We start from the raw sequence: 21171 nt of genomic DNA on the forward strand, positions 1-21171 counted from the left end.
TGTAGAGCCGGAGGCGATAAATGCACCTAGACATCTTGCTGCTTCCTGAACGTTAGTGGCACCTTCTGATATAAGCTTCACATATTCATCCAATATCGTATCGTTGCTAACGAATTCTGGAGACTCCACAATTGTTTCAATTAAAAGCGCTTTTGTACTCTGTTCTTTAACCAGAGGAATCATACTAACAAGTTGAGCAAAGTAGTCACCTTCTAATTCTTCTAAATTGCAATCATTCTTTAATAACTTTAGAGCAGCAACTATAACACGATCATCTTCATCTACAGTAGTGTTTGTTATTAGCTGTATAATTTTCTCAACCATACATTTCTTCCTCTCACGTTTAGATTAAAAATCATAATATTTAACCATATCTTTTGGTAGACTAGCATAAAATGATTCTGAATAATTTTCCATTCTATCCTTGCTCTTGATAAACTAATAAATAAGCATGTATCGAGCCTACACCGTCAAGCTATTACTCTGCCGGATGGACAAAAAAACCACAATGACGATGTCAAAGTGGGTTTGGTTCTACTGATATTCGTCTTGATTATTTAAATATCCTTCTAAAACCTTTCTGTTACTCTCATTTATAGGCAGGAATCCTAAATGTTTATATTCAAAAATCATTTGCCGTTGGGTTGATGTTAAATTCGAAGCTATTATATTTTCATAATTATATTGAATGTTTAATTTACCAGGATACTTCAGTATTAAGGTTAAATTCGTCCACGCCTCTTGATCATTATTAATAAATATTTTTCTTAGCTCTTCAAATTTGGCTTGTAACTCTAATAACAAGTCATCATAATTTTTCTCACTTACACTATATTTTTCAGGGATATCATGAGAGTATATAAAATCTCCATTCTCAGACGTATTAAAATAAAAGTATACATTACTAGAGTCATCTAAAATTTCAGCATACAAATAAATCTCATGCCATTTGTCTTCAGGTATCATATCTAAAACATGCTCTGCAATTTGAGGATACAACCGATCCATTTGATTCTCCATAACTTTCTTGACCTTCACTTTTATTTTTGTACTGTGACGTTTTGAGTTCTACCGCTATCTATCGAGTACTCCACTATTAACTGTCGCGCTCGACTTGACAATCAGTAGTAAAATATTAAGAAGAATAGAATTCTTCTACAGATATCGCCTCTATAGAACTACAATAAAAATCAATGAATCCAAATCCATCATCCTCTCCGTAGCCACTGTCATCATGGACATGATATTGTTGGCTACTTACTAACCCCAATTTTTTCATATCATGGATAACCAAACTATCATTTAAGGGTAATGTTGTTGCTTTTCGTAGTGTAAGATCGTAAACATTGTGATATCTTATTTTTATTTTAAAGGGTTCCTTTGTTTCTAGAATAATTACACAGAAAGAAATATCTAAGCTTCCAATATAGTTATCTTCATAATCAGCCTCAATTTCGTACTCAATTTTAACTATTCTTTCATAAGCCCAAGCGCCAAGTTTATTTAGTTTATTTGTTATGATTTCGTAATTTTTAATTCCCATATTATTCTTCCCTTCACTTATTAATCAACAAATATTATCCTATTTGTTTTATGATCTATTTTACCTCTCCTCATTCTGCCTGTGGAAGGCTCAATGAAATATACAATTTTTTCTTTAAGAGTTTTTCCTGCATCTTGATAGATATACTCATGCATATGCGGATCAGTGTGATGAGCAGAATTGCCATGATCGCTATAATCAACTCTATATTTTTGTTTCCCTCCTTGGTCATAAATGACTCTAGACTTTTCGACCTGTCCACTAGAGCCTAATCTATTAAAGTCTAATCTATCCCCAGGGGTTCCTTGTATAGGAGCATAGTTATTTTTATAATAATTATCAGGTAAAAATGGTTCCTTTGCAAAATCATCATTTTTACCGTCCAGCCCAGCTTGAGATGCCTTTGCTTCTTGTGTAGGTTTAAAAGGTTCAGCAGCATTCTTTGTGGTAATGCTTTTTTGATCTATTCGTTGTTGAATTCTCCTCACATTTTCTCTTGCAAGTCGAGCACTCTCAGATGCCCCTTCTTTTCCCATTCTGGAGAATTCATTTTTTAAAGCTCTGCCCTCACCGCCTCGACCGTCAAGTACTAACGGCTCTCGTGTTATGTTAGCATAGCTCATCCACCGTTGTTCCTCTGGTTTAATCCCCTCTTGATTGGATAGAACCAAAAAGTCACCCGGATAATTTTGTTTCCAGTCATCGTAGTATTTAAAATCTGGATCTCCATTCGCTTTACGAACTACCCCGTCCTCAGCACGGTAGCTTCCTAGCGGGATTTCAGGTCTGTAATTTTCATATGCAGCCCAATGAAGATGATCTCTATAAATTTTCTCATACTCTTCATCACTGATCTTTGGAGGAGAGTTTTCTTTTTCTGCTTTATGAGCAGCTTTGGCTCTAGCTTCTTCTTTTTCTCTATAGTCCCTGAGCATTTTATCCCGAACACTTTTAGGAACTTGTTGTTGGGCATGAGCTTTGGCATTTGATTCTTTCAGTAGCTTCTGCACCAGCTCCAATGGGCCACCGGAATCAGCCAAATGACGCGCACTCGTATATGCTTTTCCTAAAATCCACTTGCTATAGTAAGCTTGTTTAGCTTGCTCATGCTCATAATGACTAATCAGTCCCTCAAGGGCTAAACCAGCCAAATATTTCAACGGATGAACTCCGCTTCCTTTACCGCTTCCTCCAACTGTAGGGGTTCCTTTACTACGAATAGGAATGGCTCCCGTTGCTTGTAACACCATTGCCGCCACTTTACCTGCTGGCCCACCCACCGTATTCAACATCACACTGGCTACGTTCCCAACTACGGGAATAGAACCTAATAGCTTGGATATTGTCCCCATCAAGGCATTCGCCTGTTGAAGTGCTGCTGGAGTCGTAACTTTTGCTTTAGGAGTAGAGGCTTGGCTGCTAGATGAATCCTTTGCTGCTGATTGGGCTGCTTCATAAGCTTTTATGCTCATCAATGGTGGCTCAGGCACAGGAGGGAGGTCGGCTACAAAAACTGGAGCTTTCACCGTACCTTCCTGATAAATCACTGGAGACTTGGTATCCGTCTCGTCATCCAGCACCATGCTACTTTCTCCACCTTTGAGATACAGCGCCGTTCCAGCTTCCAGCGACAGTTCCTCACCTGCATCGAGCTTTACATGACCACCCTGAATCTGTACATCCCCCGGACTGTTGATGGTGATGCCACCATCTTCATTTAGTGTAATTGAAAATCCATCCGAGGTGGACAGGGTCAATTCATGCTCAGACATTTCTACGCCGCTACCTTGCACATGTTGCCAAACCTTCACATTCGGCTGTCCATTTGTGTGGTGTTGTTGTCGTAGCGAATCCGTCACATAGGCATCCTGTTCGCGGTGTGTAGGCAGATACAGTTCAACTTGTTCCCCGATTTCAGGCATATCGTACCATCCACTGTGTTCTTCGGCGACATAACGGGTGGCTACAGGAAACCAACAGGCTTTGGCAGGATCTTGCTTCGGGTCGATGTCCAGTTGAAGCTGTACGAAATCCTGCTGTATTTTGAGCACCGTTCCTGTCAACGAAATTCCGGTGGCCTGATCGTTTTCATACCGGGCAAAGCGAATATTCTGTTCCGCTTGGAGATCATAACGGGTACGCAGTAAGCCATCCTCTAACCGTGTCACTGCCCGAACAACGACCAACTCTTTGCCTTGTCCGATGGGTAACGTGATGAGGTCACCTAGAGCGTAGTATTGCAGGCTTTCAATTGTATAGGTGACATACGAGCCAGCACGTTGTTCTCCCGGCTTTTCCGCATCCAGCTCATGAAACGTTTTTCGTACCCTGTAAAATACATCTCGTTCCACTTTATGCTGCTTGCCTTCTGGCATCCCGAAGAAAACTTTGGGTGAGGCTGCGGTTACCTCTGGCACAAGTATTGAACCAAAGCGAGAAGCGAGGCGTTTTAAAAATGCCCAATCCGTCTCCTCATATTGTAAAACAAAAGTATCCAGTTTGGCATAATTAGTTACGGTATCAATAGCGTCTCCATACTCATATTTACGAACCATCGAGGTGACCAGATCATCATAAGTGCGGTGAATATCTTGATAGGAACGTTTTTTCAGCTTGATATCCATTTGATAGGAATGCGAAGCAGCCTTCAGTTCAAAGGTATATACTCCCCGCGTACAATTCACAGACATTTGCGTAACGATCCCATGGAATAATCTTCTCAGTGATTGTCCCTGATCATCCAACTGACGAATCACAATCGGCTCTTGCTCCATATTTTGACCGGTACATGCGGCTCCTTGTTCTTCGGAGAGCATACCACTAATATGTAAAAAGGTGTGATCATTAATGGCACGTGTTATTTGAAGTTTTTCGATGTGTTGTGGCTGAAAGGGACCATAAAAGCGTAGGCTTTCATAGCCGATTCCATCTGATAGTAAGCTCAAGTGAGTTCAAGTCTCCTTTCTAGATGCGATGGCTAATTACAAAAGTAAAGTGCAGCATTTTTAATTCGAGTCTGACGAATAGAAGAAATGGATGAATACAACTTTGAGTCAAGACCCATATGTATCACTGAGTTTGTTGGGCATAAAGTTACGAGATGTGATATTTAAATAACAGTCCAGCATATGTATTTATCGGTTAAAAGAGAGATTTAGTTTACAGAATGACCCATTGGTTGGGGTATTTACTATGTGTAATACTGGAAGCAGGAGATATGGAAGGGGGTTAAGTTGTGGACAGTGGCGGTCATTATCAATACTTTCATTACTCACCTGATCGAATAGCTGTGTAAACAAAAAAACGTATTTAAGTTTACTCGACTAAATACGTTTTTTCGTTTGCTTTGAAAATGCATATTTATGTTTTAGTTACGACTTTTGAATGAACCCACATATGTAAGATCATTACTGTTAATGACTTGACCTGGAGTTACAAAAGCCTCTTTATTTGGAGTATAATGCCCCATAATAAAGTCTGTGTTATAGTTTCCATAATAGAAGGCTTGCCAAATAAATTTAGAGCAGTAATTAGGGTTTATAGTTTTAAGTTGAAAGTTATCCCAAGAAGCCCAAGGTATATAGTAACTTGTTACTGAAGAGTAATTGTTTTTTGCCCAATAAGCTGCGTTAAGGCCGTGAGTCGCTCTATAGACAGCGATTGATTCATTAGCATTATGCCTCGATTGGTAATAAGAAATGGTATCCCTTTTTCCACCTTCCCCTTGATTATCATTTACGGCATTTACATGATAAACCATATAATCAGGTCCAATAATTCCAACATGTCCGACAATCATTGCACTTCCGCCTAATGCTTTTGATGAATAAAGCACATCTCCTACTCTAACTCTGATATTGGTTCCTGGGTAGGTTGAATCTGGCTCTAACGCTGATGGCGCAAAGCCATATGTGGCCTCAGAAGCACTTACAGAAGGATCAACTTCGGGAACACTTACAGAAGGATCAACTTCGGGAGCACTTACAGAAGGATCAACTTCGGGAGCACTTACAGAAGGATCAACTTCGGGAGCACTTACAGAAGGATCAACTTCAGAGGCACTTACAGAAGGATTAACTTCAGAGGCACTTACAGAAGTTACACCAAGAAAAGAAGTAAAGAAGAGAAGTATTAGTAGAGCAGGTAAAAAATCTTTAAATTTTTCATAATACACCGCCATTTTCCATAAATTTAAATACAATACTTATTATACACGAAGAATACTGGAAGTAAATAGAATAATAATGTATGATTATCCTAAAAGAGAGTTTGTTGAAATAAGAGGAGGGAGATGAAAAATTGAGTTTTTATAATAATAGATTGGTTCAGATATTAATAGTAATACTCTATCCTATTACGGCATTTGTGGTATTAAGTAATGGTGCTAAGATAGTTTCATGGGGGATACCAGCAGTCATTGCAGTATTGTTTTGTTTTCTTTGGAAAAACCTTCGATATTTAATCATTTCTAATGCATTGTTATGGATTTTATCAGTACCAATTTGGTTTTGGATTGAGGGGGGGCAGGGGGCAGAAGTTTTCATTGCAAATTTACCACTCATCATACCCCTATTTATGTTTATTGTGTTTCTACCAGAAGTTATAATTGTTTTGATTAGGAATTTCCTTCTCAATAAGTTTAGACGGTAGCGTCAAGAATTATGTGTAAATGAAAATAACCTTTCTTGTAGAAGTTGGTATTCATCTTTGCTGGTGAACATGATGATTTCGCTACAGAAGGGCAGATAAAGGATTTATGCTTGCTTGTCTGAGACTCACGTTATCTGATTGCACCGGATTGTAGTCATTGACCGCATATGCTTAGAAAGAGACCCCAATTCATAAATGATTCTATTCTTCAATTTTTAAATAAACATACTATCTGCTGATCTAACTATATCCTTTCCATCGTCTCGACACACGTGGAGTGCGTGGTAGTAATATATCGAGATAAGAAGCATTGATGCACGAGGGATTAAGAGCAACTTGGATATGTTCCTGCATTCAAAAAAAGCTTTAGGGTTGAGTGCGGGAATATATTTTATTTACATTCACAAGGTACAAGAAGTGCTGTTCACTGTTGGTAAAGCAGGATTATTCATTGAGATGTATTGGCGGGAATAATTAAAGAGGGGCTATTATCCCCTCTTTTTTGTCTTTTCTAACTGTGTAATAGTACCATAAACCCATCTATAGTAAGAAATTTTGCATCTGCATGTATCTTTAGGAGGATATTTTAATATAATTGTAGAAGGATACATAGATACTATAGTAAGTAATTCTCCTAAAGGGAGGAAATAAAATTGCAAAATATACTTGCCTCAGAACTAAGAGAACAAGCTGGCTCTAATAGCTTCAATAGATTTGATTATCAAGCTCATTGGATAGTACACCATATGATAATTGAATTTAAGAAAAATTCTCAATTCTTAGTTATTTGTGAATTTCATGACGACATGACTAAAGTTTCCGACATACAGAATCCAAATTGCGCGGAATTTTTCCAAATAAAAACAACTGCTCAATATAAGAAATGGTCATTACCATACCTTACTAAAACAACTACTAAAAGAAGCGGTGCTGTAAAAAACAGCTTTCTAGGTTTTTTGTTTTATAACTTTCTGAAATTTAAAACAGAATGTAGTAAATGTCACTTTGTATCTAACATTGGGGTAGATGCGGAAATAAGAAAGTGGCAGTCCATCATTGAAGATGGCAAGCTGCTAAAAACAACTGACCCTGCTCTGTACTCAAAAATTAAAAACCTAATCAAGAGTGAGTTTAATAATATTGACTTAAATGAGTTTGAACATATATTCGATAACTTCGTACAGGACACCTATGTTTATGATGGTGATCTACCTCTTGAAAATTATGAAAAAGTCGTAGCGGGCGAATTTTTTAAAATGCTGGAAAATGATGAGTTGTATACTTCGAACAGTAACAAGATTTTAAAAGACATTATTGAAGATGTACGGAAAAAGAGCAAAACAAAAATTGAAGTCCCTATAAGTTATAGCAAGTTAGTAGAAAAAAAAGGTGTATCATCAGATGTATTTTCCGCTTTGCAAAAGAATATGAAAAAGATTTCTTCCCAAAGCTATTTTAGAGAACTTGAAGAATTTCTGACTGATAGTGGATTATCTTTACCGAAAAGAAGATTACTTCTGCGAGAATTGAAAGAACATAAACTAAAAATGCTAGACATTAATAAGTTGTTATATCAGGACGTATCTTTTCAAATAATTGCTGTAATAGATGAGATCCTCTTGAAACAATATGCAAGAATTGATGATATATTTTATTTGTTAGACGAAGTAAAAAAACAATGTGAGATCTTTATCAAGGATAACATTGATTTCAATATTCCCCTTGTGGAGGCTATGTTTTATGAAAGACTTATTTCGGAAAACACAACAATATAAAAGATTAATTAGAAAATTGAGGATTTTACAAGAAGGAGAGAAGTATGGAAAGATTGCTGATAAAAAAACTAATAGTAATAAGTGATGTGGAAGAGTCATCAAAAGAGATCAGCTTTCTTGAGGGGCTAAATTTAATAATCGGTGAAAATAAAACTGGTAAATCTTCTTTAATCAAAAGTATCTTTTATTCCCTGGGTTGCGAACTTATTTTTGAGGATGATTGGAAGAACCTTGTTCAAAAATATGTTTTATTCTTTGATTATGGGGAAAAAAAATATTGCACTATTCGGGAAAAGGAGAACATTAAGCTCTTTAACATTGTCAATGAATCAAAGTTTATAGTTCTGTCAGATAATAAATCTTATCATGAATTTTGTATGGCATTGATGCAAGAGCTAGATGTTTCTATGGATTGTCTAACCATAAATGGCCTAGAAGTTTCCATTACTACTCCATTACTATTTAGATTTCAGTACATAGACCAAGATTCTGGGTGGTCTAAAATAGGCGAAAGTTTTTCGAATATGAAGTACATTAAAGATTGGAAGGGGAATACTAATAAATATGTAGTAGGATACCAAGAAAACAAGTATTACAAAGAGAAAAATAATATTTTGAAAATTAATAAAACTATCCAAGAATTAATTATAAAGCTTAAGTACTTTAACGAACTTCTAAAGACAATTCAAATGAATATAGAGGTAAGTAATACAGAAAACAACATAATTTTAGAAAATAGCCAGATCAAGCTTGCTTTTTCAGAACTTGATAATTTAGAAAGAAGAAAAATAAAGCTGGAAGAGAGTATTTCGGAACTCAAAAACATAGAGTATGAAAAAAACCTTCAATTGGCTACTTTAAAGGAGTATATTAAAGAACTCGATAAAGATCATACGTATGCAATGACACAAGAAGAAAAAATTATCTGTCCTACGTGCGGTACAGTCCATAATAATAAAGTAATAGACAGGCTGGAAATTGTTAAAGATATTCAATCTGGCAACGAATTAATTAAGCAAATAAGAAATGAATTAAAAGAACTAGATTTTAAAATTAGTGGTCTACTGGAAGAAAAAAATCAGGTGAATAAAAGATATAGCTTTCTAAAAAGACAAATTGAACGAAGCAAAGAATTAGCCACTGTTGCCAACACCTTTCGGAATGAAGGTAAACAAGAAATTGTTTTTACTGGGAAGCTTGAAAGGGATAAGATTATGAAATTGATAATAGAAGAGGAACGCAACGTAAAAACAATTAAAGAGAAGATAAAAGAGTTTAATTCACCCGAAAGAAGGAATAAAATTTTAACTGATCTTAAAACAACATACGAAGGAATCTTAAAGGAGCTTAATATACCTTTGAAAACTTTGAAATTAAAAGATTTTGTACAGGAGCTAACAAAGACTGGAAGTGAAAAGCCGAGGATTATTTATGCCTATCATGTTGCTCTGTACCTTTATAATCTTGATCGAATGGTCAGTCCATTCAATTTCTTGGTTATAGATACCCCCAATCAACAAGGCCAGGATTGGAAAAACTTAAAAAGTATTGATGAAGTTCTTGGATATCTTTTAGATAAGCGTGGACAGGTTATTATTGGTACAGAAAGAGAGACGGGATACGAAGAGGAAGCTAGTATAGTCATTCGATTAATGCAAGAGAGAAGAACTTTAAATAAAAAGGATTATACAAGCCATATTGAACTTTTTAGAAATCTTGAAAAATTAGAATCGTAATTTAATGAGATTTACTATCTAAAAGAGGAAGGGTAATTCCAGAGATTGAATTACAAAAAAATTGTTGTTCAAATAATAGCTCAAACGTTACAGTTGTTCCCTTGATTTATAAATTGTAAGGAATTTATAGAAGGGAAGAGGGGGTAGTTCGTGAGCTTCAAAATTCGATAACAAATCAGTAGACCTTCACCGCAGTGGAACACATCTTTTCAATTATCTGTAGAGGTTGCGTGAAGGTTATGATAATCTAATCGATGAGATTGATTTTTTTGGGAAATATACGCGCCAACATATTTTTTAGGGTCAATTGCAATATTTTATGAAAAAATCTGCGATATACAGTGTGTGGAAATTAGACTTATTTTGAAAAAAAGTAACAAATAAAAGGTAGGTAGGCCTTGCAAGCGGTTGGATTAATCCGAAACGATAGCTGTCATGTGATCCAATGCAACAACTGAGATGGTATATCGTAAACTTGTACACTTTATTTGTATATCCTTCCAAACTTCGTTGGCAGTCAGTAAGGAATGAAGGATCGGCGTTATAGAAACTCAAATTATCAATGAGAACGTCTTCTTTTAGAACAGGTTTCATGGTACAAATAAAATCTAACGAAAAGGAGATATTCTTTTCTTATTTCGTTAGAAGGTTGAAAGTCCCTTACATGGCTAAATAATCATTCAAGATTTAATCAATTGATTAATCTTAGAAGAACTTTTCATTTTTGATTGTATTTTTTCAATTAGCTCAATCATTAATTTGATATTCATAGACGTAGAGTGTTGGATTAGAGTTTCCCTGTTCTCTTCTAAAAGTTTGGTTATTTCTTGTAGGTAAATATCCCTTTTATTTCTTTTACAATAGGATAGAAGGTAACTGAATTCAATTTTTACTTTTTTGACACAGATAGAGGGATTAGTTTTATCTATGAATTTTAATTCTTTTAGTACTATAGGGATAGAATAGTATATTGTTTTAATATGATAGGAAATATGCCGACCGTTTTTATCTTTATAATATTGGCCAATAGCATCAATAATAATATAGGTCATTAAAGCCTCTTTGAATGTTGGAACAAAACTATTCAGTATTATTGTATAATTTTCATATTTGAAATCATTTTGCATAAGGGAAAAATAAGCTTTGGATAAAGGATAAAACATATTCCCAAAAATCCCCAATGTAAATATATTTAAATTTGAAAAGGTATAAAGAACAGCAGCAATTAGGTAAATCCTTATTCTATAATGAAATACAAAATAAAATAATAGAATTTCTAGAAGAGCGACAAGATAAAAGCAACCATTTAAGAGTGTTTGATCTAAATTAGTCATTCTTTCGATGTAGAGAAAAAGATCATTCAACCCTAAATTATTTTCTTGTAAGTATTTCATATATGATTCATTCTTGCTTATTTGATTGAATAAGAGTTTTTTATTTTTTAATAAATAAGCATAAAGTGCTTGTTTGTTATTTATACGATCAACATCCTTGTTACCTAATGTCTGATTTATAGTATCGTAAATTTTTGTTTTTCCATCAATCTCTTTGCTAAAGAAGATATCATCATGATATTTATTTTCTGTAGCAAATTGAATATAAATTCCAGGATCTATTGAATTTATTAAACCATAGGTAGAGAACCAAAGAAGCATACAGATAGGTATGTAAAAGATCAATAATAAGAAAGAGAAAACTGCTTTTCTTGTATTCATTTCGTAACCTTCCTTGCATTAATTAGTAGTAGTTTAAGAATGTGCATTATTAATGAAATGACTGACATATTCATAGGATCGAACATAAGAAAATAGACAATAATACAAAACACGTAGATGGATTCATTATTTAGCAGACCTTTTTCTATTTTCAATATGCCTCGAATTTTTCTTCTGCTTTTGGTTTATCCGAATGTTTATCTATCAATGCAGATAAATCTGTCAGAAACGTTTTTTTTTCTTCTTTATTTAAATTGGCTAATTTAAAAAAATCGTTTCCAATTATAGCTAAAATAAATGAAGGATCAATCTCGAAACTGTCCTCCAAATTTTTCAATTTCCGATTAGCATAATCTATGTTCCAATCACTGAGTATCTTTATGTGCTTCATAATAGTGTTCACTACGGTCATATTTTTTTTATCAAACTCAGTTAGAACCATATCAAGTTCTTCACCATGTATCTTTTCGCGTAAAAGCTCTTTTTTCTCATATAAGCTGAAAAATTTATGTTCGTTTAACGTGAGGACTGCCTTTTCAGAAGCTTCTTTAATGGATAAACCCTGCTTTTTATAAAGAGTGCGAATGATTCCTTCCATCGTAATATAGTTAATAATATTTATCTGCTTACTAAGAATTTTTTGCAATAGGTTTTCTTTTAAGTCAAATACGATATAGGAACATGGTTTTTCTTTACTTCTCTCAAAGATTAAAGAATTGGTTTTTTGTTGTAGAATATTCTGATTTGATAACTCCTCATTTTTATTCATTTCAAGAATGACTTCTTCTGCGGTCAGATTCCATTCATTTAATATTTTCGTAATGAACGTTATTAGAGATTCCGGAATTGGTATCTGACGATACTCCAAGTCAAATACCTGTATCCATTCTTGTTCTTTAATCTCATCGGGGGTTAATTCAATGGTTGTTTTTTCAAGCAGTGGCTGTATGTGTTCAAGAAAATCTTGCTTTTTGCCCAAAAGAAATTCAAATATTTTATAGAGAACCTCCAAATCAACAAATTCTGCATTATGGTTTTCTAACTTACTTATATATGCAAGACTTCTATCAATATATTTAGATAGATCAGATGCTTTAATTCCTTTATCATTTCGAGTATTCTTTATAGCCCTACTCAGTTCTTCAGTTAATTTGACTTTCGGCATATATATCACCCCTCGGTAAATATTATAACCTAAAAATCCGGAAATAAAAATAATTTTATAACTGTAAAATATTTTACAAAAAAATATTGACGTATTGTAATTTAGAATGATACAATACATTTGTGTTCACCTAAACCAGTATATTGAAAAGGTGAACTCGGGACTAATTTATCTCAGGAATGGAAGGTGGTGAAGTTTAATGAATTGGAGATTTGATACTAGACATTTAAATTCGCAGCAAAAATCTATTATCCGCAAGCGTGATGAGGAGCAAAAGATTCTTAATGAAGAAAAAGATCTGCTTAAGAATGAATCACCGAAACAGGTAGAAATTATCGAAGACAAAGACTGATATTTTCATTAGTAGAAGAACTATCAAGAGGACATATCGCACAAACTACAAAATAGGAGGCTAAAATTTGTCCAGTAATCTAACTCGAAATCAATATCAAATCAAACTGTTCCACTTTAACGAGATCACTCATGTAGGCGATCAACTTTGTGCGCCACAATCCAGCACTCGTCTCATCACCGTATCGAACAGCATCTATCTCGATCAACTCAAACGAGTCGTAGCAGAATGTGATCCTTTCACCAATGTTACCGATGTCGTCTTCATGCTCAAAGCTGATCAAATTGACGAAGATGATCCATCCCAACTTGCTCTGTTTGAACGTATATTACGAGAGGGCATCTACTATAATGGAAGGAAATATGTTCGTTCAATTAAATCACCTGCGATGGGACGTACACAGCGAACAGAATTTATCCAAGAAAAGTATGTCGCCGATCTGTATCGACACATTACACTTGGAAAAATGCCACCACTCACCAACATCCATAAGTGGGAAGCAGCTTTGGGTGTGAGCCGCTCAGCAGCACAGCGTGTGCCATACATTCCACGCATTGTCGTTATTCCAGATTATGAAAAAGATACGATCATTGAGGATGTATGGAAAGTGGAAAAGTGTGCTGAAGATTTGGAGCAACAGAAGTTGATATTCAATGAAAAGACGAAGCAACGTGAATATTTCAAAGCGAAGAAAGAATTGAAGCCATCCAAGGAACAATTACATAAGTTAGATCGTATACCGAACAAAGTAATCCCGTGGAATGGTCGTACAAAGTCCGTTCCTGATCCAAAAGACTATAAAACTTTCAACGGATGGAATAAACAGAATCGTCGTGTGAAGCTAGAAGAGATTCCTTTTCCTGCTCGTTCAGTTATGTATGATGACGAACTATACCCTTGCTATTCCATCGAGCAAACGGAAGAAATCCCAATCATCGTGATCAATGAACAATCCATCGGTTTCAAGCGAGTGGAGTATCCACAGTATAAAAATAAGAATGTCCAGTTTTTTGATGGTCAAGGTTTAATGAGCTTCCAGTTTGCAGAGCGTATTGGACAGCATCTTAACCTATCCTATTCACCTAATGCAGTTCAGGGAAGGCTACCATATATCAAAGGTAACTTTATCCGATTTGATCTGATGAAATGGTTCAAGGAAAACAGCATCACAGAAATAAAAGATGTTTTTGATGAATCACAGCCGATCATCGACAAACAGGGTCGTCCTATTGATCTCATCCTCACCAAATCCTGCTTCAAAGCATGGCATCAATACAGTGAGGGAGAAGCTAAGCCTAAATGTTTGTTTGAAAATATAACGGAATACGAAGCATTACTTAAAGTACATAACCATAACCATTTTTGGGTCGCCAATTATGCGAAACCAGCATACCAGATGAACGCCTACACACCACTGACATACCAATATATTCATGCTCTGAATCTTACACTGAACGATTTATATCAATTAGCTACGCCTCTAATGGATGTCGTCAAACGAGTATTACATGGACAAAAGAATGACACCCATGGAAAGTGGCTTCGAGATATTGCTTACACGAAAGCGTTCCTACATATGCTAGTCCAAGAAGACGATGAACCCAAAGATGTAGATGAAGAACCCGACGAACAGGAAAATGAAATAGAACGGGGCCAGAAGAAACAATTTATAATTGAAATTATCCAAGCTATAGATTTGAATGAATTGATGCTGTATGACGGGAATGTCCGTAAATTCATCGTGAAGCAAGCGATGCTGAAAGTACAGGATATGTTGAAAGGTCGCATCCCAATTCGAGGTAGCTACTTTTATCTAACCAATGATCCGATTGCGTTTATGGAGCATGCCAGCGGATATCAAGTTACAGGTGTGCTAAAGAAGAACCAGGCTTTTATGAATCGGAAACGTGGAACGCATGCGCTATTCCGTTCACCGTTAACGATATTTAATGAAGTTGGCAAGCTAGATTTTGTACAAGTACATAACCGATATATACGTCATTTAGATAATGTGATTGTTCTGAACTGTTGTGATTTAACACTGGCAAGACTTGGACTCGGAGATGTGGACGGAGATACGGCTCTATGTACCAATGATCCCACCATACTCAATGCAGTGATTGATGCTCCTACGATCATAAATGAAGATGATAAAAAAGTAGCTGCTCCTGTACCAAATAATATGGACAGCATCGTCAAGATGGAGCTAAAGAGTCTACATAACCTGACGGGTAGATGTACGAATGTGAATACGTATTTTCAGAATTTAGCCTTGGAAGAGGGGAATCTGCAAGCGCGGGTTTTGGAAAACTCTGTCCTTAAATTCCTTCAAGGTCAAATCATTGATGCCACGAAAAATGGGCTAGAGGTAGAGATTCCTTATGTGCTAGATCGTCTGGCTATCCAAATGCCGTATTTCTTTCGTTTTGCAAAGGGTGGTAAAGCGAAGGATTATCAGCACTCGACGAAATCGCCGTTTAATCAATTTTGCGTTGTGGCGGAGAAGTACATAGATGACAAGTTCCAGTTGAAAGATGGGAAATTGGATCAGTCTATTTTGGGCATCGAAAGCACGAGACAATTGTTACAGGATATGAGCAAGGTTAGTCAGCGCAAGTTTCTGGATTATCTAGCTCGTATTGAACCGTTGTATACAGAATACAATGAGCAGAAAACACCAATTGATTATCGACGTATGCAATTTAATGAGCTAAAAAAATGGGAACGAGATAATGATACTCGGAAAGCGATCAGTGCTGAATACGCCAGGTTAAGAGAGGAATACAAAACTCGGTGTGAAGAGATCTGTCCTTATCCTTCGATACTTGCTAGTGTTGCTGTCGAGATCGCATATCAAACCTACAGAACGTACTCCTTTGCATGGCTGTTTGTAGATGGGCTACTGGAGAATCTAAAGCTGCATGAAAATGTCATAAAGAGGGAAGTACGAAAGGTGAACCGACTCACCAATCGTAATGTGGAAATCAAGGAGCTTACCGTTCACGCTGGCATCGCTGCCATAGATGATCTGGAGTTTCCATTCCATGTGCCGGACGGTGTTTATTCATTATTTGAAATTATGGGGCAGTATTTCATTGGGTATGAAGCTGAACGGGAAACCGTAGTACAAACTAGTAATACGCCTTCTATGCTGGACGAGAAAAGTACAAGACGAATATTGAGGAATTATCCGCTTGGCTTCAGCACATTGAAAAAGTCGGAGGAAGAATCCCAGTTGATAGCTGACGATGTATTGGGCAAGAAACTACAGATTCAGGTGGTCGAGCATTGCTATGTTCATATTGTAGATGAGCATGGAGAAAGGAAATGTATAATTCCGAGAGATCAGGCCATTCGTCGAGATGAGGAGTTATCCTTACTAGATTTTGACGGTGCGACAATTGAATTTATCACGATTCAGAAAGTCACGAAATCAAGCTTTAAGGCGATAGTCCATATCGACTAAATTAAATCATAGGTCTGTCATGATAGGCGCCTGTTAACACGGGCGCTTGGGTGACAGCTAGAACGTTATATATACGAATCCAAACATAAGGGAGATATCATCATTTGAACATCACATTAAAATTAAGCCAGATCGTTACCAACCCGAATCAGCCACGTAAGCATTTTAACGAGGAGTCTTTGCAGGAACTGGCAGCATCCATTGTAAGCGATGGTTTACAAGAAGCTATATTGGTCAGACCACAGGGAAGTCAGTATGAAATTGTTCAAGGGGAACGCAGATATCGAGCAAGTCAAATGGCTGGACTGGATACGATTGCAGTGAAAGTAAAGGAATTGAGCGATGAGGAAGCTTTTCATTTATCTGTCATTGAAAATATCCAACGGGAACAAATGACTCCTATTGAAGAAGCTCATGCATTTTATGAGTATGTACAAAGAGGATACACGCATGACCAAATTGCAAAAAAAGTAAGCAAAAACAGAGCCTTTGTTACAAGCCGCTTAAGACTATTGAAACTATTACCTTTTATTCACGATTGGATTGCAGAGGGGTATATTTCAGATGGTCATGCCAAGCAACTATTGAAAATGGAATCGTTTTTGAACAGATTGCTAAAAAACAAACCGACATCAAAGTTTCTTAATGAAAACGGTTCACAGAGAGAAGAAAGTCATTTTGAAAACTATCAGTTGAAATTTCACAGTTCATTTTGGGAGAAGCATGACATAAAAAAAGAAAAGCTAACCGTGAACGAGGTCAAAAATTGGGTGGATGGTTGGCATTACGGTTTAATCATCTCGCCTATTTTGAATTATAAAGGACTTGGCTCTGTGATTGTTTCTACAAATAGAGGATTCGCTTTAACCGCTCAAATGGATTGTATTGTCAATCATCTTCATATCTCCAACATAACAGAAGAAGATATTGATTTTGCAGTTGTTTATGATTTGGAAAAAAATAAAGATCATTTTGATTCCGAATTCAGGCCGTGGATGGTTGAGAAGTTTTGGGATGAGATGCGAAATGAACTTTTTTACTCTGATATCAACATCGAAGAAAAATGGAATCTACATAGCTTTCAGGATGAATTGATAAAATGTAAAAAATATAGCGATTCTTTAGAGGACAAATCATTGAAAATGTTAACAGAAGAAATCAAATTCTATAAGCAGCAATTAGATCATATTGCCAAAGAGAATCATGTTTCAACGGATGACATACTGGATGAATTGCTGGCCATGGAGTAAATAGTGTCACGTGACACATATAGCGCCTGTTAACACGGGCGCTTGGGTGACATCTAATATATGGGTGCGAACCACAAATGAGAGGAGTGAACCTAAATGAGCTATTTTTATTGTTACGATATCCATTTGTTTAATTTTTTGACGAAGAAGGGTTTTTCATTTATAACGAAGGCACGACACTATAAGACGAATGTTTTATTTTCCATGTATCTGAAAACGCCAGAACTATCTGTAGCCATTGATGAATGGGAAGCAACAAATCTTTAAAATGTAGATGTTAGAAATGATGTGAGGAGCATTTTATGAGAATTGATGATTATAAGCCAAAGCAAAATGTAACTGAGAAGATAAACGGGGAGGAAGTTGAATGGAAAAATGGAGATATCATTTTAATAAGCAGTGGGACGGCATCAGGTAAATCCTATTTTATTCGAAATAAGCTGGAACAATTAGCGGATCAGCAAAATATGAACATACTTTTATTGGTCAATCGAAAGAATCTGTACGATCAGAATAAGGAGGCCATCGAAGATTCTTCAAGAATCAAAGTTGAATTATATCAAACGATTGAGAACCAGCTAAACAATGACGAAGAGTACGATTTTTCTCCCTATACATATATCGTGTGTGATGAGTCGCATTACTTTACTACGGACAGTGGATTTAATGATAATTCGGATGATTCCCTTCAAGCCATACTCGGTCTGCAATCTCAAATTAGGATTTTTATGTCCGCAACGGGTCATGTGTTATTTTCTTATATCAAGGATCAATATAGACGCAAACTCAAACAAAAAGGTAATAAAATATGGACGTACTCCATTCCAAAAAAATTCAATCAAATTGCATCGTTATCCTTCTACAGAGACTTTTATGCAGTAGAAAAACTAATTGAGCGCAAATTCAATAAAGATAACGATAAAATTATATATTTTGCAGACACGATTCAAAAGGCTTTTGAGCTTCATGTGAAGTATGACGATTCACTATTCGTATGCAGTAAAAGCAGCAGAAACAAAAAGTATCTCAAACATGTAGATGATGATCAAGTGGAGTCCATGATCAAGCAAAATAGGTTTGACTGTAAATATCTATTCACGACGACGGTGCTTGATAATGGTTTTGATTTGAAGGATGAACAAATTAAATTAATTGTATGCGATATATTTGACGTGGATACGATGCTACAGTGTATTGGGCGAAAGAGATTCAAGAATGACCAGGATAAGGTTCATGTGGTGTTGCTGAATAAAAATAATCGAAATTTGAATAATTACTTGAATTCAGTCCAGATGAAACTGGATGAAGCAGACGCTTTTATACATGGTGGAGTTGAGGAATGGAAAAAGCTAGTGGGTAAATTTTCGAGGAAATCCAATTACATCATTAAAGACAACGCAACAAGTGATGGCAAATATATATCGAAGAAGACAGTGTCCAGAGTTAAATATCTTCAAGCTGTAGCTACGAGAGATCGGCTTAAAGCAATGCTGGATCAGAATAGAGAAACCAATAATTTCAGGGAGGAAACTGGAGGGAAAAAGGAAAGCGATGCCTATATGATGTACATTTCGAACTTATTACATAAAAATAAAATCACGTTGATTGAGAAACGATTTGAGCAAGAAGAATTATGTAGCTATTTAGACACGATAGTCGGTAAAAGAATATACAAAGAGGGTCAGAAACAAGTCATTGAAAAATTTGATATCAAGGATTATCGAGGCAGATTACAAAAGAATATTAGCCAATTACAATCCTACCTCCAATCGAATCAACTAAAATATGCGATTGCTAGTTTTCCAGATAACCGAAAAAAGTTAGAAGATGGAAGCAACAATCCCCATAAAGGGAAGCGATATTGGTTAGTCAGCAAATTTAACGAATAGTCGGTTGTAACAAAAAAATCAAATTTTTCTCATTTTCGATATTGCCAAAAAGGTAGTACATATAAGGATTTTTTTAATCTTGGACAGCAAATTGTGGAGTAATGCTATATATATACATGTATCCATGATTTGCTGTCCAGATGATAGAAAAGTCAATAAAATCAACCGTTTTATGAAATGTAAAAAAGCAAAAAAATGAGACAAACCAAAATTGAGCCGCAAAAGGGTGAATTGCCGAAGGCAAGAGGGGAAACGGCGGCAGGTCGATGAATACCGTTTACGAAGCGTAGCGAAGTGGTTTTTATCGAGATGGTGAGAGAGTTTCCCCTTATGTGGTACAGATGTAAAGATCAAAAGAAGCCGTCAACAAAAATTTGTAAACAAATTATTTCTTTCCGTAGCCATCCAACATCGTTGGCTGTCTTCATTTTATTTTTTGAACATGATAGTTGACGTGACCCTACTTTTCTATATATAGGGGAAACTGGGGTCAGTCCATTGATATAGCCTAAACTTAGAAAGAATGAAATGAGAAATGGAGAAATGATGTTTACCTCATACCCAAGACACTTATTCATTTGTAGTCATGTTGCTTATTTTTAAATTTTTGATTTACAGGTTGAAATTAATCTTGCTGAATTGGACTATTATTTGCAAAATTTTAAAGTTGCATTAAACTATTGGCACATTCTTTGAAATGCTCACTTTTTTAGAGTTATCCTTACTTATAATAAATGCCCCTTACTACATAATATAGAACTATGCAGCAGGGGCATATCACTCAATGCTAAATCAGCTTACAGCACTTGTATTTGAATTACAATTCATTTCTTGACGATGCTAGTTTACCGTAAGCTTGACCTGACATTTTAGTATTACTCGTATTATAAGTAGCATAAAATTCGCCAGTAGGCCAAGCTGAACTGCTAATCCAACTAAAAGTGTCTCCGGGAGCTATCTTTACTTCAGTTCCACTCATAATCGAACCACTAGCTGAGCCTTTGTGTACGGCGAATTTAATCGCTTCACTACCTGTATTCCTTACCCATAATTTAACATAACCCAATCCCGCAGGAATGGAAAAATACGATGTCTGTGTTTGACCGGATAATGTTGTGTCAAACACAGACATCGTTTGTTGAGGAGTAATAACATGATCCCCTACTGTTGGTGTAGTCACATCAGTCGATGTGTTTGCAGATTGGGAAACTGCTGCTGAATCAGTTGTAGCTGGTGTAACATCCGTAGTGGCTGCGGCAGAAGCAGTTAATGGAATGGCAACAGCTAAAGACAAAACAGATAATAATGAAGCTTTTTTAATGTTTTTCATACTCATAAGCCCACTTTCTTTGATTTTTTTCCTGCACGCTTTATCAATCAACCAGTATGTATAGAAACTATTAGAGTATTCATGATCAATAAAGTTTTTTTACAGGTAGTTATATACATTTACATTATAAGTCTTTTATTGTAATTGTTCAACAAAAAAATTGGACAATGATTCCATTATCCTAATATGGCACGCTTCGGAATTAAACCGCGCAAGGGTTCCACACAGGCTGTTCATGTTTCCGTTGGTTAACTGGTTCCTTGCTGCCGTGCCATAAAGCCCCGGATGAACCGGGAAAAT

General features: G+C 35.9%; 15 protein-coding genes and 1 pseudogene. 8 read left to right on the plus strand and 8 right to left on the minus strand.

Going from position 1 to position 21171, the window contains the following annotated elements; translation table 11 throughout:
* The 5 genes and pseudogenes from ACIFQM_RS20800 to ACIFQM_RS20820 form a co-directional block, all read right to left on the minus strand.
* Positions 1-324, minus strand: a pseudogene (locus ACIFQM_RS20800) (hypothetical protein); the annotation flags it as partial.
* A 210-nt stretch (positions 325-534) separates the two neighbouring features.
* Positions 535-1020, minus strand: coding sequence for an antitoxin YezG family protein (locus ACIFQM_RS20805; RefSeq protein ID WP_430066034.1), 486 nt, complete (start codon positions 1018-1020; stop codon positions 535-537).
* A 115-nt stretch (positions 1021-1135) separates the two neighbouring features.
* A complete protein-coding gene (locus ACIFQM_RS20810) occupies positions 1136-1543 on the minus strand; it encodes a hypothetical protein (RefSeq protein ID WP_404521806.1) in 408 nt (135 codons plus the stop codon).
* 20 nt (positions 1544-1563) lie between these two features.
* Positions 1564-4488 carry a contractile injection system protein, VgrG/Pvc8 family gene (locus ACIFQM_RS20815; protein ID WP_430066036.1) on the minus strand — a complete coding sequence of 975 codons (2925 nt, stop codon included), beginning with the start codon at positions 4486-4488 and terminating at the stop codon, positions 1564-1566.
* A gap of 422 nt (positions 4489-4910) precedes the next feature.
* Positions 4911-5717, minus strand: a complete 807-nt coding sequence (locus ACIFQM_RS20820; protein ID WP_430066038.1) for a hypothetical protein — start codon at positions 5715-5717, stop codon at positions 4911-4913.
* Between the two features lie 125 nt (positions 5718-5842).
* Here ACIFQM_RS20820 and ACIFQM_RS20825 point away from each other — a divergent pair, with 125 nt between their 5' ends.
* The 3 genes from ACIFQM_RS20825 (at position 5843) to ACIFQM_RS20835 (ending at position 9704) form a co-directional block, all read left to right on the plus strand.
* Entirely contained in the window at positions 5843-6193 is a 351-nt protein-coding gene (locus ACIFQM_RS20825; RefSeq protein WP_404521730.1) for a hypothetical protein, read from the plus strand.
* A gap of 653 nt (positions 6194-6846) precedes the next feature.
* Complete coding sequence (locus ACIFQM_RS20830) at positions 6847-7968, plus strand: dsDNA nuclease domain-containing protein (RefSeq protein ID WP_430066040.1); 1122 nt, start codon at positions 6847-6849, stop codon at positions 7966-7968.
* A 44-nt stretch (positions 7969-8012) separates the two neighbouring features.
* Positions 8013-9704 (plus strand): hypothetical protein, encoded by a 1692-nt coding sequence (locus ACIFQM_RS20835; protein WP_430066042.1) that lies wholly within the window; start codon positions 8013-8015, stop codon positions 9702-9704.
* A gap of 680 nt (positions 9705-10384) precedes the next feature.
* On the opposite strand, the gene ACIFQM_RS20840 is transcribed toward ACIFQM_RS20835, so the two are convergent.
* Positions 10385-11419 carry a hypothetical protein gene (locus ACIFQM_RS20840; protein ID WP_430066044.1) on the minus strand — a complete coding sequence of 345 codons (1035 nt, stop codon included), beginning with the start codon at positions 11417-11419 and terminating at the stop codon, positions 10385-10387.
* 151 nt (positions 11420-11570) lie between these two features.
* On the minus strand, positions 11571-12584 hold the full coding sequence (locus ACIFQM_RS20845; RefSeq protein WP_430066046.1) for a helix-turn-helix domain-containing protein: 1014 nt from the start codon (positions 12582-12584) through the stop codon (positions 11571-11573).
* 199 nt (positions 12585-12783) lie between these two features.
* Here ACIFQM_RS20845 and ACIFQM_RS20850 point away from each other — a divergent pair, with 199 nt between their 5' ends.
* The 5 genes from ACIFQM_RS20850 (at position 12784) to ACIFQM_RS20870 (ending at position 19541) form a co-directional block, all read left to right on the plus strand.
* The gene (locus ACIFQM_RS20850; protein WP_430066048.1) at positions 12784-12936 is read left to right on the plus strand and encodes a hypothetical protein; all 153 of its coding nucleotides are present in this window, start codon (positions 12784-12786) and stop codon (positions 12934-12936) included.
* A 67-nt stretch (positions 12937-13003) separates the two neighbouring features.
* Positions 13004-16402: an RNA dependent RNA polymerase gene (locus ACIFQM_RS20855; RefSeq protein WP_430066050.1), complete on the plus strand. Its 3399-nt coding sequence runs from the start codon at positions 13004-13006 to the stop codon at positions 16400-16402.
* A 104-nt stretch (positions 16403-16506) separates the two neighbouring features.
* Positions 16507-17652, plus strand: a complete 1146-nt coding sequence (locus tag ACIFQM_RS20860) for a ParB/RepB/Spo0J family partition protein (RefSeq protein ID WP_430066052.1) — start codon at positions 16507-16509, stop codon at positions 17650-17652.
* 96 nt (positions 17653-17748) lie between these two features.
* Complete coding sequence (locus tag ACIFQM_RS20865; protein WP_430066054.1) at positions 17749-17919, plus strand: hypothetical protein; 171 nt, start codon at positions 17749-17751, stop codon at positions 17917-17919.
* Between the two features lie 35 nt (positions 17920-17954).
* Entirely contained in the window at positions 17955-19541 is a 1587-nt protein-coding gene (locus ACIFQM_RS20870) for a DNA/RNA helicase (RefSeq protein WP_430066056.1), read from the plus strand.
* A gap of 817 nt (positions 19542-20358) precedes the next feature.
* Here ACIFQM_RS20870 and ACIFQM_RS20875 read toward each other — a convergent pair.
* Positions 20359-20871 carry a hypothetical protein gene (locus tag ACIFQM_RS20875; RefSeq protein WP_430044081.1) on the minus strand — a complete coding sequence of 171 codons (513 nt, stop codon included), beginning with the start codon at positions 20869-20871 and terminating at the stop codon, positions 20359-20361.
* Positions 20872-21171 lie beyond the last annotated feature (300 nt).

It is taken from the genome of Paenibacillus sp. NRS-1782 (assembly GCF_050467685.1).
Taxonomy (GTDB): domain Bacteria; phylum Bacillota; class Bacilli; order Paenibacillales; family Paenibacillaceae; genus Paenibacillus; species Paenibacillus terrae_A.

Excerpts from the sequence above, each read along its gene's own strand:
- ACIFQM_RS20805 (WP_430066034.1), bottom strand. The coding sequence starts at position 1,020 with ATGGAGAATCAAATGGATCGGTTGTATCCTCAAATTGCAGAGCATGTT.
- ACIFQM_RS20810 (WP_404521806.1), bottom strand. The coding sequence starts at position 1,543 with ATGGGAATTAAAAATTACGAAATCATAACAAATAAACTAAATAAACTT.
- ACIFQM_RS20835 (WP_430066042.1), top strand. The coding sequence starts at position 8,013 with ATGGAAAGATTGCTGATAAAAAAACTAATAGTAATAAGTGATGTGGAA.
- ACIFQM_RS20840 (WP_430066044.1), bottom strand. The coding sequence starts at position 11,419 with ATGAATACAAGAAAAGCAGTTTTCTCTTTCTTATTATTGATCTTTTAC.
- ACIFQM_RS20845 (WP_430066046.1), bottom strand. The coding sequence starts at position 12,584 with ATGCCGAAAGTCAAATTAACTGAAGAACTGAGTAGGGCTATAAAGAAT.
- ACIFQM_RS20850 (WP_430066048.1), top strand. The coding sequence starts at position 12,784 with ATGAATTGGAGATTTGATACTAGACATTTAAATTCGCAGCAAAAATCT.
- ACIFQM_RS20865 (WP_430066054.1), top strand. The coding sequence starts at position 17,749 with ATGAGCTATTTTTATTGTTACGATATCCATTTGTTTAATTTTTTGACG.
- ACIFQM_RS20870 (WP_430066056.1), top strand. The coding sequence starts at position 17,955 with ATGAGAATTGATGATTATAAGCCAAAGCAAAATGTAACTGAGAAGATA.
- ACIFQM_RS20875 (WP_430044081.1), bottom strand. The coding sequence starts at position 20,871 with ATGAAAAACATTAAAAAAGCTTCATTATTATCTGTTTTGTCTTTAGCT.